The sequence below is a fragment of the Candidatus Polarisedimenticolaceae bacterium genome (assembly GCA_036376135.1).
Taxonomy (GTDB): Bacteria; Acidobacteriota; Polarisedimenticolia; order Polarisedimenticolales; family DASRJG01; genus DASVAW01.
On the sequence record DASVAW010000008.1, the window covers coordinates 31515 to 45611 of the forward strand.

The 14097-nt window shown below is 70.7% G+C and carries 13 protein-coding genes; 4 read left to right on the forward strand and 9 right to left on the reverse strand.

What is annotated here, in order from left to right; all coding sequences use genetic code 11:
• Nucleotides 1-37: 37 nt before the first annotated feature.
• The 4 genes from VF139_00645 to ric all read right to left on the reverse strand — a co-directional run bounded on the left by VF139_00645 (nucleotide 38) and on the right by ric (nucleotide 6217).
• The gene (locus tag VF139_00645) at nucleotides 38-1429 is read right to left on the reverse strand and encodes a hypothetical protein (protein HEX6849884.1); all 1392 of its coding nucleotides are present in this window, start codon (nucleotides 1427-1429) and stop codon (nucleotides 38-40) included.
• A gap of 117 nt (nucleotides 1430-1546) precedes the next feature.
• Nucleotides 1547-3151 carry a hypothetical protein gene (locus tag VF139_00650; protein HEX6849885.1) on the reverse strand — a complete coding sequence of 535 codons (1605 nt, stop codon included), beginning with the start codon at nucleotides 3149-3151 and terminating at the stop codon, nucleotides 1547-1549.
• A 130-nt stretch (nucleotides 3152-3281) separates the two neighbouring features.
• Complete coding sequence (locus VF139_00655; protein HEX6849886.1) at nucleotides 3282-5537, reverse strand: nitric-oxide reductase large subunit; 2256 nt, start codon at nucleotides 5535-5537, stop codon at nucleotides 3282-3284.
• A gap of 17 nt (nucleotides 5538-5554) precedes the next feature.
• The gene (gene ric / locus VF139_00660; GenBank protein HEX6849887.1) at nucleotides 5555-6217 is read right to left on the reverse strand and encodes an iron-sulfur cluster repair di-iron protein; all 663 of its coding nucleotides are present in this window, start codon (nucleotides 6215-6217) and stop codon (nucleotides 5555-5557) included.
• Nucleotides 6218-6324: 107 nt separating this feature from the next.
• Here ric and norR point away from each other — a divergent pair, with 107 nt between their 5' ends.
• Both norR and VF139_00670 read left to right on the forward strand, forming a co-directional pair.
• Complete coding sequence (gene norR / locus VF139_00665; GenBank protein ID HEX6849888.1) at nucleotides 6325-7893, forward strand: nitric oxide reductase transcriptional regulator NorR; 1569 nt, start codon at nucleotides 6325-6327, stop codon at nucleotides 7891-7893.
• 49 nt (nucleotides 7894-7942) lie between these two features.
• Nucleotides 7943-9682 (forward strand): peptide-N-glycosidase F-related protein, encoded by a 1740-nt coding sequence (locus VF139_00670; protein ID HEX6849889.1) that lies wholly within the window; start codon nucleotides 7943-7945, stop codon nucleotides 9680-9682.
• On the opposite strand, the gene bcp is transcribed toward VF139_00670, so the two are convergent.
• Nucleotides 9679-10143, reverse strand: coding sequence for a thioredoxin-dependent thiol peroxidase (bcp, locus tag VF139_00675; protein ID HEX6849890.1), 465 nt, complete (start codon nucleotides 10141-10143; stop codon nucleotides 9679-9681). The genes VF139_00670 and bcp overlap by 4 nt on opposite strands.
• Before the next feature lie 55 nt (nucleotides 10144-10198).
• Between bcp and pgl the strand changes: the two genes are divergently transcribed.
• Together pgl and VF139_00685 are read left to right on the forward strand one after the other, a co-directional pair.
• Nucleotides 10199-10903, forward strand: coding sequence for a 6-phosphogluconolactonase (pgl, locus tag VF139_00680; protein ID HEX6849891.1), 705 nt, complete (start codon nucleotides 10199-10201; stop codon nucleotides 10901-10903).
• A gap of 76 nt (nucleotides 10904-10979) precedes the next feature.
• Nucleotides 10980-11396, forward strand: coding sequence for a hypothetical protein (locus VF139_00685; GenBank protein HEX6849892.1), 417 nt, complete (start codon nucleotides 10980-10982; stop codon nucleotides 11394-11396).
• On the opposite strand, the gene VF139_00690 is transcribed toward VF139_00685, so the two are convergent.
• The 4 genes from VF139_00690 to VF139_00705 all read right to left on the reverse strand — a co-directional run.
• A complete protein-coding gene (locus tag VF139_00690; protein HEX6849893.1) occupies nucleotides 11368-12414 on the reverse strand; it encodes an agmatine deiminase family protein in 1047 nt (348 codons plus the stop codon). The two genes, VF139_00685 and VF139_00690, sit on opposite strands and share 29 nt — an antisense overlap.
• Nucleotides 12411-13304, reverse strand: coding sequence for a carbon-nitrogen hydrolase (locus VF139_00695; GenBank protein ID HEX6849894.1), 894 nt, complete (start codon nucleotides 13302-13304; stop codon nucleotides 12411-12413). Before VF139_00695 ends, VF139_00690 begins: the two co-directional genes overlap by 4 nt.
• A 22-nt stretch (nucleotides 13305-13326) precedes the next feature.
• Entirely contained in the window at nucleotides 13327-13806 is a 480-nt protein-coding gene (locus VF139_00700; protein ID HEX6849895.1) for a pyridoxamine 5'-phosphate oxidase family protein, read from the reverse strand.
• On the reverse strand, nucleotides 13803-14097 hold a 295-nt coding region (locus tag VF139_00705), incomplete at its 5' end, for a hypothetical protein (protein ID HEX6849896.1). The genes VF139_00700 and VF139_00705, both read right to left, overlap by 4 nt.

Consider the following 14097-nt stretch of genomic DNA (forward strand, 5'->3'; position numbering starts at 1 on the left):
AAGGCCCCTCGAGACGGTTCGGCGATTCTAGCAAGCCTCATCGCCACCGCGCGATGAAGAGGTTCGTGTCGCGGGAATTCGGGTCGGCGCGGTTCGACGCCCACACGAGCCACTTCCCGTCGGGGCTGAAGTAGGGGAAGCCGTCGAACCCGGGCGCGGTCGTGACCCTCTCGAGGGGGCCGCCGTCGCGGCTCACGAGGTAGAGGTCGAACTCGCGCCCCCCCGCGGTCGCGTTGGAGGCGAAGATCACCTGCTTCGAGTCCGGGGTGAAGTACGGGCAGAAGTTCGCCGCGCCGTTGTTGGTCAGCCGCCTGGGGTCCGACCCGTCGGCCTTCGCCACGTAGATCTCGACGTTCCTCGGCCGGACGAGCCCCTCGGCCAGGAGGGACCGGTACTCCGCGAGGGCCTCGCCTTCGGGGCGCCCCGCCCGCCAGACGATCTCGGAGCAGTCGGGGCTGTAGAAGGCGCCGCCGTCGTACCCGGGCGTGTGCGTGAGGCGCGTGACCGTCCCGTCGTCCCTGCGCTCGTAGAGCTCGAGGTCTCCGTCGCGCACCGACGTGAAGATCATCTTCCCGCCCTTGTGGCACCATGTCGCCTCGGCGTCGTACCCCTTCCCGTCGGTGATCCGGGTCGCGTTCCTGCCGTCGGCGTCGGCGAGCCAGAGGTCGTAGGTGTCGTAGAGGGCCCAGACGTACCCCTTCGACCGGTCGGGGTCGGCGGGGCAGGGGTCGCCCCCGGCCTCGGTCGAGGCGTAGACGATCTTCTTCCCGTCGGGGTACGAGAAGTACCCGCAGGTCGTGCGCCCCTTTCCGCTCGAGACCTGCGTCACCTCGCCGGTCGCGAGATCGAGCACGTATTGCCGGTCGCAACGGTTCGGAGCGACCGTCGCCTGGAAGATCAGCTTGGTGCCGTCGGGGCTGAAGTAGGCCTCGGCGTTCTCGCCGCCGAAGGTGAGCTGGCGAACGTCGGAGAGGCGTTCCTCGCCGGGGAAGGTCTTCCCGAACGGCTTGCCCGCGCGTACGACGAACGCGACGGCGTCCGGGTAGAAGACCTCGTCCTTGCCGAGGTCCACGATCCACCCGGCGGGGTCGCCCTTCTCGACCCGACGGACCGCCGTGATCTTCGCGCCCGGGTGCTCCTTCGCGAAACGCGACCACAACGGCGCGGGAAGGGCCGCGTAGCCCGCCTCGCGCTCGAGGCGCAGGAGCTCCCCTTGCGCCGAGATCCGGAGGAACGCGCGCCCCTTCGCCGTGGAGACCCGCAGCGCCCAGGGTTTCCCCTCCTCCTTCGGGAGGACGTGGCAGGAGGTGATCCGCCCGTCGGGAACGGCGGCCTTGGACGCGGCCATCACGGCCGAGGGGCACTCGCCGGCGAAGGCGGTGGAGGCGAGCGAGAGGGCGAGGACGAGCGGCGCGAGCGGACGGTGCATCGGGTCTCCTCCGGAGCGCGCCATTCTAGCGGCGAGGAGACGCGGGCCTGCGGGAGGGAACGAACGCGGCGGCATGGGGCGCCTGCGCGTCCCATGCCGCCGCCCGGTTCGTCGGAACTAGCGCTGCCGGCTGGCGCTGCCGCGGGGCACCGCCGAACCCTTCTTCTTCGAGCCGCGTGCGGCGTCGGTCGCCTCCGCGCGGATGCCGCGCTGGTCGTGCGGGACGCGGATGTCCGCAGCGGCCTGCGAGGTGTTCTCCGAGGCGTCGGTCGCGCTGTACGTCGCGGTATACACGCGGCCGCTGCCGTTCCCCTTGCGCTCCGCGCGCACGAGGAAATCGAAGTCGGCGGTCCCCGCCGCGACCCCCTGGATGTCGTTCGGGAAGTTCCCGTCGCCGGTGTCGTTGTCGGGCTCGTTCGAGGTCACCGAGACGAGCTTCACCACGACCTCGGGGCTGCAGACGTCGGTCGCCTCCACGTTCGCGTGGATCCGCACCATCTTGTGGTTGGGGGGCCAGATCACGTTCGGGGTGACCTTGAGCCGGATCACCGGCGGAGTCGTGTCGACGATCACGAAGACGACCTCGACGGTCGCCGACTGCCCGACGGAGTCGGTGACCTGCAGCGTCACCGCGTGCGGGCCGAAGTCGAACGGCACCGTCAGGTTCACGCCGGCGCCGAGGAAGACCTCGGTGTCGCTGCCGAAGTCCTCGAACCACTCGTAGAGGACGATGTCGCTCGTGGTGTCGGTGTCGTCCGGATCCGAGGATGCCGAGCCGTCCAGGGCGACGTCGGCTCCGGCCGGCGAGGTGCATTCGACCTCGCCGCCGTCCCCCGCGTCCGCGGTCGGCGGGGCGTTCTCGCCCGCGACGATCGACTGCCACGACGGAAGGGTCTGGTCTCCCTCGCCCCCGGTCACGAGCGCGAGGCCGTTGCCGTCGACGCCGATCGTCCAGATCTCGAAGTCGGCCTCGGGAGCACCGGCGAACGCGAGGAGCAGGCCGTCCGGCGAGAAGGCCGGGGCGACCGCGGGGAAGCTCCCGTCGGTGAACGCGGCCGCATTGGCGCCGTCGAGGTCCATCGTCCACAAGGCCGCCTCGAGCGCGTCGGCGTCCCGCACGAACACGATCTTCGTGCCGTCGGGGGAGACGTCGGGATCGCGGTCCGGGGCCGCGTCGTTGGTCAGGCGCGCCGGCGACGTGCCGTCGGGGTTGACGGAGTAGATCTCGAAGTTCCCGTCGCGGTCGGTGGCGAACACGATCTTCGCGCCGTCCGGCGTCCACGTCGGCTCGGCGTCGACCGCGTCGTCGTCGGTGACGCGCGCAAGGCCGGTGCCGTCGGCGTTCGCGGACCAGAGATCGACCCGGCCTGTCGCGATCTCCTCGCCGACGAAGACGAGCTTCGTCCCGTCCGCGCTCCACGCGGGGGAGGACAACGCGAACCCCGCGGCGGAGAGGAGGTCGGCGCTCGTGCCGGCCGCGAGATCGGCGACGCGCAGGACGCCGTCCGCGGCGTAGGCGATCCGGAGGGAGGCCGGCGCCCACGCGGGAGCCGCGCCCTCGACGAGGTCGCGCAGACCCGACCCGTCGGCGTTCACGACGGCGACCCGTGAGGAGTCTCCGTCGGGGGTCTGGAACGCGAGCCGTCCGTTGCCGCCCGGAGCGGCCGCCTGAACGGTCGAAGCCGCGACCGCAACGGTCGCGAGCAATGCCAGAATTTTCATGTGGAACTCCTTTAAGATCGGGGTCCACTGCACGGTACGAAGGGCTCATTGCGACGGCAATAGCCAAATGCGAAAACCCGCGCGATTGCGCGGGTTTCGCAGGACTCCAAACCGGAAAACCCGTGAAACTTCAAGGCAACGCGGGGTTCGCGTCCGGCATCGTGGCGGGAGCCTCGGCGGGCTCGTAGCTCCAGCCGGTCCACAGGCCGAGCATGAACCACGTCAGGGACCCGACCCCCACGAGGAAGACCGTGTCGCCGACCAGGCGCAACCAGCGCAGGAGCTCGATCCACGGCTGCTGGAGGAACTCGGCGCTGCGCGCGAACCAGAGCCCCTGCTCGACCGAGGCCCACGTCTGCGCGAGCCCGATCGGGAGCAGGCTCATCACGACCATCAGCCCGAGCCCGACGTTCATGAGCCAGAACGCGATCGCGAGCGGGCGCTCCTTCCACACGCGGTCGCCGGTGAGCAGGCGGGCGACGAGCAGCACCAGACCGAGCGAGAGCAGGCCGTACACGCCGAAGAGGGCGGTGTGCGCGTGGACGGGGGTCGTGTTGAGCCCTTGCATGAAGTACAGCGCGATCGGCGGGTTGATCAGGAAGCCGAAGATCCCCGCGCCGACGAGGTTCCAGAAGGCCACGCCCACGAAGAAGCGCACCGGCCACCGGTACCGCGCCATCCACGGCGCGGCGTGCTGCATCCGGCTGGTCTGGAACGCCTCGATCCCGAGGAGAACCAGCGGGACGACCTCGAGGGCGCTGAACGTCGCGCCGATCGCGAGGATCGGCGTCGGCGTGCCGCTGAAGTACAGATGGTGGAACGTCCCGGGGATCCCCGCGAACAGGAACAGCGCGCTCGACGCGATCACGGCGGTTCCGGCGTGGGACTTCGAGACGAGGCCCATCCTGGCGAAGACGAACGCGAGGGCGGCGGTCGCGAAGACCTCGAAGAACCCCTCGACCCAGAGGTGGACGACCCACCAGCGCCAGTACTCCATCACGGTGAGGTGCGTGCGCGCGCCGAAGAAGAAACCGGCGGCGTACATGAGCCCGATCGCCGCGGAGGCGCCGGCGAACATCAGGACGAGAGGCCGCATCGCGTCCTTCGCCTTCAGCGCCGGCGCGAGGCCGCGCAGCATCAGCCCGAGCCAGAGAAGCAGGCCCGTGAAGAGGGCGATCTGCCAGCCGCGGCCGAGATCGACGTATTCGTACCCCTGGTGACCGAACCAGAACCCCGTGTCGAGGCCGAGCTTCTGGTGGATCGAGAACGCCTCGCCGGCGAGCGAGCCGACGACGACGAGCAGCAGGGCGCCGAAGAGGAGGTTGACGCCCAGGCGCTGGAACCGCGGCTCGCGGCCGCCGACGGCCGGGGCGAGGAACAGGCCCGCGGCGAGGAAGGACGTCGCGATCCAGAACAGGCCCGTCTGGATGTGCCAGGTGCGGCTGAGGGAGTACGGGATCAGCTCTCCGAGCGGCAGGCCGAAGAAGTGCTGCCCCTCGACGGTGTAGTGGGCCGTGAGCGCGCCGAGCAGCACCTGCACGCCGAACAGGCCGATCACGACCCCGAGGAACTTCGCCACCGCCTTCATCGACGGGGTCGGCGCGATCGCCGCGAGCGGGTCGCGCGCGGGGGGCTCGACGTGCGGCTCCTTCGCGTTGCGGAAGGCGGTGCGCCACACGATCGCGGCGACCCCCGCGAGCAGGAGCGCGATGCTGACCATCGACCAGACGATGTTGGCGCCGGTGGGGCGGTTGTCGATGAGCGGCTCGTGGGGCCAGTTGTTCGTGTAGGTGATCGCCGAGTCGGGGCGCTGCGTCGCGCACGCCCACGAGGTCCAGAAGAAGAACTGCGTGAGCTTCGCGCGGCGCTCGGGGTCGGGCACCGTCGCGGCGCGCATCGCGTACGCCTCCCGGAGCTGCGTGAGCGCCGGGTCGCCGCCGAACAGGGCGTCGTAGTGGGCGGCCACGCGTCGGAACGCCTCGGCCCTGTCGGCGGAGATCGTGATCGTCCCGGTTCGCGCGTCGTAGCGGTTGGTGCGCAGCTCGGCCTTCAGGCGCGCGTCGTAGCCGTGGTCCCCGTCCCGCTCCTTCCAGATCGCGAGCAGCTCCTGCGCTTCGCGGTGAAGCCAGTCGGCCGACCAGTCGGGGGCCTGGTAGGCGCCGTGCCCCCAGACCGAGCCGAGCTGCTGACCTCCGGTGGACTGCCAGACGACCTGGCCGTCGAGGATCTCCGCCTTCGTGGCGACGACGCGGCCGTCGTCGGTGACGACGCGCTCGGGGATCGGCGGGGCCTGGCGGTAGACCTCGCGGCCGAAGAAACCCAGCAGGGAGAAGGCGACGAGAAGGGCGGCGCCGAGCAGCCACCACGCCTTGCGGGTCGGGTTCATCACGAAGCTCCTTGGGTCTAGGCGCAGAGAACGCGCGGGAAGAGGACGTTGTTCTCGAGGTGGATGTGCTCCATCAGGTCGCGCTCGAGGGACTCGAGCCCGGAGTACAGGGCGCGCCACGTGGCGCAGGCCTCGGGGGGAGGGACCAGGTTCCCGGTCAGCTCGCGGGTGTGCGCGAGGTTGGTCCCGTGGTCGGTGTGCTCCTGCTCGAGACACTGGATCGCCGCGGCCAAAGACGCCCCGTTTCCGGAGAGGACGTGCGGGAAGACGACGCGCTCTTCCTTCTCGAGGTGGTCGAACGCGGCGGCCTGCATCGCACGCAGGTGGTCGGCGAGGCCGAACGGGGTCGTCGCCTTCTCCGCGTGGCGCATCTCGACCTTTGCGGCCATGGCGACGAGGATCGGGAGGTCCTCCCGGAGGCGGTCGTGGTATCGGGCGAGGATGTGCCCGACGAGGGCGGCGAGAGGCTTCTCGCTCCACGCGGCCACGTCGTCGGCGGAAGGTTCGGCGCGCTCGACCTCGCGGAGGATCGCTTCCGGGTCGAGGCCCTTGTCCCGGCAGGCTTCCGCCAGCGGGCGGCGGCCTCGGCAGCAGAAATCGAGGCCGTGTTTGAAGAAGATCCGCGCCGCGGCGGGGCGCGTCGCGGCGAGCTCGGCGAGGGTGGTTTGCTGGGTGTTCATCGGTTCCTCCGCGCTGGAACAAGGCACGGGGAGTGCCAAAACCGAAGCTCGGACCTGTCAACGATTTGCGAGAAGTGTTACCTTCATGACAACCACGAGGTGTTGTTGTGTCGACTACTTCGCTGTCAAAAGGACAACCATCCCCCGAGTCGGACGCGCTCCTGGAGATCGCCCGCGATCTGACCGCGTCCCTTGCGGCAAGCGACCGGTACGCCCGCCTGCTCGCCGGCGTGCGACGCGTGATCCCCTGCGATGCCGCCTGTCTGCTCCGGCTGGAGGGGGACGAACTCGTTCCCCTCGCGGCGCACGGCCTCTCCGACGAGGCGCTGCGACGCCGCTACCCGCGGCGGGAGCACCCGCGGCTCGACGTCATCCTCCGATCCGACGACCCGGTGCAGTTCCCCGAGGACAGCCCGCTCGCCGATCCCTTCGACGGGCTGATCGACGGCGATCCCCACGCCCTCGACGCGATCCACGCCTGCCTGGGCTGCCGCCTCGTGGACGGCGGCGAGGTCGTCGGGGCGCTCACCGCCGACGCCCTCGAGCCGCACGCCTTCGACGCGCTCGACCGCCGGACGGTGGCGACGCTCGGCGCGCTCGCGGGGGCGGCGATGCGCACGACCGCGCTGATCGAGGCCCTCGAGCGGACCGCGGCGCACCGCGGGCAGGTCGCGCGCGACCTGCAGACGACCGCGCAAGCGTCCGGCGGGCAGATCCTGGGGATCTCGGCGGCGATCCGCCGGCTGCTCGAGGAGATCGCCGTCGTCGCCGGCTCGGACCTCTCGGTGCTCGTCACCGGCGAGACCGGCGTCGGAAAAGAGCTCGTCGCACGTCGCATCCACGACGCGTCGCCGCGGGCCGGAGAGGCGCTCATCCACGTGAACTGCGCGGCGCTTCCCGAATCGATCGCGGAGAGCGAGCTGTTCGGCCACGTGGCCGGCGCCTTCACCGGCGCCATGCGCGATCGGGCCGGCAAGTTCGAGGTGGCCGACGGCGGGACGTTGTTCCTCGACGAGGTGGGGGAGTTGCCGCCGACCCTCCAGCCCAAGCTCCTGCGCGCGCTCCAGCAGGGGGAGATCCAGCGGGTCGGTTCCGACCGCGCGGTGCGCGTGGACGTGCGGATCGTCGCGGCGACCAACCGCGACCTGAAGCGGGAGGTCGCCGAAGGTCGTTTCCGCGCCGACCTGTACCACCGGCTCGCCGCGTTCCCGATCCACGTCCCCGCCCTTCGGGAGCGACGGGAGGACGTCGCCCTGCTCGCGTCGTTCTTCCTGGATTCCCAGCGCCGCCGGCTGGGCCTGGGGCCGGTCCGCCTGACCGACGCCGCGCGTGAGCGCCTTGCCGCCGAGAGCTGGCCGGGGAACGTGCGGGAGCTGGAGAACGTCGTCAGCCGCGGGGTCCTGCGGGCGGCCGCCGGACGTCCCGGTCGCGAGGCAGTGGTCGTCGGCGTGGAGCACCTCGATCTGGGCGCGGGATTGTTCGTGCCCGTGACGGCGTCGTCCCCCTCCGACTCCCGCGGCGTTCTCCCCCTCGCGGACCGCGTGGACGCGTTCCGGCGGACCGAGATCCGGGCCGCGCTCGAGCGGAGCGGAGGCTCCTGGGCCTCCGCGGCCCGGGAACTGGGGCTGCATCGGAGCAATCTCCACCACCTCGCGCGAAGACTCGGGTTGCGATAACCGGGCCTTCGGGGTACACACACGCGGTCAACCCGGGAGGGGGCTCTCCATGCGCCACGTGTGTGTCCCGGCCGTCGCGGCCGTCCTGCTCGCCGCCTCCGCGGCACTCGCCGCCGACGTCACGAAGCCGGCGGAGGTCGCCGACCTTCGGGCGGACCGGTCGGGTTCGGACGTCCAGCTGAGCTGGACCGCCGTCTCCTCGGACGCCCTGGGCGCCCCGGAGACGGTCGCGGAGTACCGGGTCTACCGGGGAACGACCCCGGACTTCGCGGCCGACCTGACCAACGGGACGAACCGCGTCGGAACCTCGGCCGGGACGACCTTCGTCGACCCCGGCGCGATCGCCGGCGTGGACTCGTACTTCTACCGCGTGACCGCCCGCGACGTCGCCGGGAACGAATCGGCCCCCGCCGCGTCGGGGGTGACCACCCCGCCGACGCTGACGACGGGATGGACCGACTCTGCCGTGACGATGACGTGGAGCGGCGCCGCCCCATCGGGGAACGTCGCCGGTTACGCCGTCTACTACGGCCGCGCGCCGCGCGCGTACGAGACGCGGATCGACGTCGGGAACGTGAGCTCCTATTCGATCCTCGGCCTTCAGCTCGAGACCGCGTATTACGTGGCGGTCGTCGCGTACGACTTCCGGGGTGTCGAGTCGGCCTTCTCCAACGAGGGGGTCGAAGGGGTCGCCGGCCGGGTCACGGTCCGCGCACACAACGCCGACTATCTGTGCTGGGGGGCCGCGAAGTGCCCGCCGCGCGAGGGAGCGGTCCAGCGCGCGGACGGCTGGCAGCTCAACGTCCCCGTCGATTTCCCCGCGGGCGACTGGACCAAGGTGACGGTCACCTACACGATCGACTCGCGCCTGTGCAAGGTCGGCGTGAACGGCACGACCGACAAGTGCGGGGGGACGAACCCCGGCGGGTACAACCCCTGCGGCGATCCCTGGGACCGCATCGCGAACCTCTTCCTCGTCGAGGACGAGGCGTGCCTCACCAACGGCCAGTCGTGCATCCAGCCGACGAACCTCGAGCTGATGCGCGCGATCACGCCGTTCGGCACCGACGCCCCGGCGCCCAACGGCTCGGGCGTGGTGCCGCCTCGCGTGCTCACCCTCGACGTCACCCCCTTCGAGCCGCTGCTCTCGGGGCGCAAATACGTCGGCGCGGAGATCGGCCACTTCGTCCAGGCGGGCTGGTGGGTCACCGTCGACTTCAAGATGAGCAAACGCCCCGAGGAGGCCTCGCCCAAGAAGCCCGCCGACGGGATCACGATCGTCCATTACGGCGGCGCCCCGATGACGCCGACGAAGAACGTGACGATCCCCGCCGACGCGCAGAAGGTGATGATGCGCCTGTTCACCAGCGGCCACGGCGGGAACCTCTACTGCAACGGCGGCTCGAACAACGGCGGCGCGTGCACCACGTCCTCGCAGTGTCCCGGCGGCTCGTGCCAGAACTGCGACGAGTTCTGCCAGCGCAACAACCGGATCCTCAAGAACGGCTCGCCGATCTGGCAGGGGGTTCCGTGGCGGACGGACTGCTCGCCGGGGAGCATCACCGCGTGCAGCACCTGGAACGCCTGCGGCTGGCCGTCGTGCACCTTCTCGCGTGCGTCGTGGTGCCCCGGATACATCGCGTGCCACACCAACGCGCCGTGCGACAACGACCTGAACCTGACCGCGCAGTTCACTCCCGGCCAGAGCGCGGACCTCGGCTACGACGTCGAGGTGATGCGCGGGAGCTGGCAGATCTCGATGGCGCTGTACTGGTACCGGACGCCCTAGCCGGCCGGAAGCTCCATCACCTTCGGTACGGTGTCGGTGGGGGAGACCTTGTACCAGGCTCCGGCGATCTTCCCCTTCTCGTCCACGAGGAACGACGAGCGGACGATCCCGAGGTAGGTCCTCCCGTACATCGACTTCTTCCCCCAGACCCCCCACGCCTCGGCCACCGCGTGGTCCGGGTCGGCGAGGAGGGGGAACTTCAGGCCGTATTTCGCGTCGAACTTCTTCTGCGCCTCCGGGGTGTCGGGGCTGATCCCGACCGCGACGATCCCCAGCTTCGCGAGGTCCTTGCGTGCATCGCGCACCTCGCACGACTGCTTGGTGCACCCCGGGGTGTCGGCCTTCGGATAGAAGTAGACGAGGACCTTCTTCCCCTTGAAGTCCGAGAGCTTGACGGTCTTCCCGCTCTGGCCCTTCAGCGCGAACGCGGGAGCCTTGTCGCCGACCTTCAGCGTCGCCATGCCGAATCCTCCAAGTTCACCGGCGGCACGTTAGCCGATCGGGTATTCTCCGCGCATGTCCGGCGTTACCGTGCTCGACGATCCCGCCGCCGTCGCCCGCGAAGCCGCCTCGCTCTTCGTTCGATCCGCGCAGGAGGCGATCGCGGCCCGCGGTCGGTTCGTCGTCGCGTTGTCGGGAGGGTCGACCCCCAAGGCGGCGTTCGAGCTCCTCGCGCGCGAGCACCGCGAGGCGATCGACTGGAGGAAGGTCGTCGCCTTCCCCGGGGACGAGCGGTGCGTTCCCCCGGACCATCCCGACAGCAACTACCGCACTGCGCGCGAGCGCCTCGTCGACGCGGGCCCGCTTCCGGAGGCGAACCTCAAGCGCTGGAGGACCGACGCGGGTCCCGAGGCCGCGGCGGCCGCCTTCGCGACGATGCTGCGGGAGTTCGGCCGCCTCGACCTCGTGATGCTCGGCCTCGGACCCGACGGTCACACCGCCTCGCTCTTCCCGCACACGACCGCGCTCAAGGCGACCGACGAGCTCGCCGTCTCCACCTGGGTGGAGAAGCTCGGGGTGCACCGGTTGACCCTCACCGCCCGCGCGATCAACGCGGCGCGGCGCGTCGTCTTCCTCGTCGTGGGCCACGACAAGAAGGACGCCCTCGAGGTGGTGCTCCAGGGGCCGCGCGACCCCTCGCGCCTCCCGGCGGAGCTCGTCGAGCCCGAGGACGGCGAGCTCATCTGGCTCGTGGACCGGGCGGCGCGCGGGCGGATCTGAAGTCCCGTTCGCTGCACATGCGGGTACCGCCGGGCCGCATCTCGACGTAATCGTCCCCGGCTCAAGGAGGTCTCGCATGCATCGAGTTGCGCTTCTGACATGTCTCGCGATCGTCGCCACGATTCCCGCGAACGCCGCCGACCTCGTCGACGTCGCCACGCACGTCCAGTGGGACTCCGTCCCGCTCGGCACGGCGAACGAGGGGTCGTGCTTCATCCGGACCCGCGGCCTGGGGGAGGTCCGCGTGCAGATGGACACCCGCGTCGTCTTCGCGAACGGGTACGTGCTGAACCTGACCGGGATCGACGATCCGGGGGTGATCGGCTATCAGGGGGCGTACGAGCTGAGCGTCTTCTTCATCATCCCGCCCGAAGCGGGCCCGGGTCCCGCGCGGTTCGAGTGCGAGGTGCGCGCGCAGATCGGCGGGCAGAAGGAGCTCGAGCTGTCGAGCGCCGGGTTCGTCGTCAGCGAATCGTCGGCTCCTGCTGACTGAGGCAGTGCAGGGTCCCGAGCCCCCAGACGAGGTCGCGCGCGTGGACGCCGATCACGGGCCGGTCGGGGAGGAGCTCGGAGAGGATCCCGAGCGCGAGTCGATCGGCGGGGTCGTTGAAGGTCGGGACCAGCACGCCGGCGTTGGCGATGAGGAAGTTGGCGTAGCTTGCCGGCAGGCGCAGGCCGTCGAAGACGACGGGGCGCGGCATCGGGAGGAAGACGACCTCGGGCCGCGATCCGTCCTCGAGGCGCGCCGATTCGAGTCGCTCGCGGTTCTCCTCCAGGACCGCGTGGTTCGGGTCGTTCCGGTCGCGCTCGCGGCAGAGCACGATCGTCCTCGCGTCGACGAAGCGCGCGAGGTCGTCGACGTGGCCGTGGGTGTCGTCGCCCGCGATCCCCGAACCGAGCCAGATCGTGTTCGACGCGCCGAGCGTCGCCTTGAAGACCGCCTCGTAGTCCCGGCGCGCGAAGCCGGGGTTGCGGACCTGAACGGTCGGGTGGAGCAGGCACTCCTCGGTCGTGAGGATCGTGCCGCGCCCGTTGACGTCGATCGCGCCCCCCTCGAGGACGACCTCACGGTCGCGGTGCCTCACCGGGAGCAGGGGCGCGTCGAGCGCCTTCGCCGCGCGTTCGGGAACCTTGTCGTCCTTGCGCCAGTTCGGGTACTTCGCCCAGGCGTTGAAGCGGAAGCGGGCGATCGCCTTCCGGCCCTTCGACGCGACCCAGATCGGGCCCGAGTCGCGCGTCCAGCCGCGGTCGGTGGGGAACCTCCGGAAGTCCAGCCGGGCGAGATCGACGCCGTTGCGCCTCAGGTGGCGGCGCGCCTTCGCCTCGTGCGCCGCGTCGTTCACGAGCAGGCGGACCGTCTCGCCTTCCGCCAGGAGGCGGACGAGCTCGGCGAACGCCCAGGGGATCGGCCCGAACTTCCCCGGCCAGTCGGAGGTCTCGTGCGGCCAGCCGAGCCACGTCGCCTCGTGAGGCTCCCACTCGGCGGGCATCCGCCAGGCGTCGCGACTCAATCGAGGAACCGCTGCTCGATTCCCGCGTAGGCGTCGATGCGCCGGTCGCGCAGGAACGGCCAGTTGCGCCGTACCTCCTCGATCCGCCCGAGGTCGATCTCGGCCACGAGGATTTCCTCCTCGTCGGTCGAGGCCTCGGCGACGACGACGCCGAAGGGGTCGCAGAGGAACGTCGTTCCCCAGAACTCGAGGCCGGGGGAGGCGGGGTCGGGCTTCTCGTGGCCGATCCTGTTCACGGCGGCGACGTAACACCCGTTGGCGATGGCGTGGCCGCGCTGGATCGTCCGCCAGGCGTCGCGCTGGTCCGCGCCGTGCGCCGCCTTCTCGTGGGGATGCCAGCCGATGGCGGTCGGGTAGAAGAGGACCGCGGCTCCCTGCAGTGCGGTGAGCCGCGCCCCTTCCGGGTACCACTGGTCCCAGCAGATCAGGGTGCCGATGCGTCCGGCCTTGACGTCGAAGGCGCGAAAGCCCAGGTCCCCGGGGGTGAAGTAGAACTTCTCGTAGAACGACGGGTCGTCCGGGATGTGCATCTTCCGGTACAGGCCGACGAGCGTTCCGTCGGCGTCGAGGATCGCGGCGCTGTTGTGGTAGAGGCCGGGCGCCCGTTTCTCGAAGACCGGGACCACGACCGCGACGCCCGCCTCCTTCGCCGCGCGCCCGAGCGCCTCGGTCGAGGGACCCGGGACCGGCTCGGCGAGGTCGAACAGGGCCGCGTCCTCCTTCTGGCAGAAGTACGGGGTCCGGTACATCTCGGGAAGGCAGACGACCTCGGCGCCGGCCGAAGCCGCTTCGGCGATCTTCGCCGCCGCCTTCGCGGTGTTGGCCTGCGGGTCGGTCGACATCCCCATCTGGACGAGGCCGACCTTGAAGCTGCGGTCCTTTGTGCTCATGGCCGCGGCATCCTGCCACACCTCACGAGGATGCGGCGAGGGCGCGCAGGTCGTCCGGCGAGAGATCGCGGGCGCGGGCGAACCCGGCGACGAACCGACCCGAGCGGATCCGGAGGGCGTACGTCCCGAAGTCGGCGAGTCCCGTGGTCATCCTCGCGGAGGGGAACCGGGCGACGTAGCGCCCCACCACCGACGCGGCTTCCTCCGAGTCCGGGTCGAGGGGGTTCACGGATCCGGAGAACGTCACGCGGGGAACCTGGAGCGGGTCTGGGGCGCCCGCATCGGGGGCATGGATCAGCGCGGAGAACGGCGCGTTCGCCTTCAACCCCCGGGTGTGGAGCGCCATCCCCGACGCCCGCACGTAGAGCGTCGCGAAGTCGGGGGCGATCACGTACGGCAGGAGCCCGACGTAAGGCGCCCCGTCGACGAGCACGCCGAGGGCGAGCACGCGAGAGTCGCGCAGGAGCGAGCGGAGGAGGATCGAGTCGTTGTCGAGGTTCATGGTCGCTCCGTACGGTAGGGGGGCGCGGCCGCCCACGGGTACTCCATGTACGCGGCGGCCTTCTCGGCGGCCTCGCGGCCGAGCAGCCGGTCGACGACGTGCAGGGCGCCGTCGATCCCCGCCGAGACTCCGGCGGTCGTGATGATGCGTCCGTTGTCCACGATCCGGACGTCGGCGAGCACCTTCGTCCGAGGCGCCTGCTCGCGCAGCCGCTCGATCCGCCCGTGCCACGTCGTCGCGGCGAGACCGTCGAGGACCCCGGCGTGCGCGAGCACGAACGCCCCCGTGCAC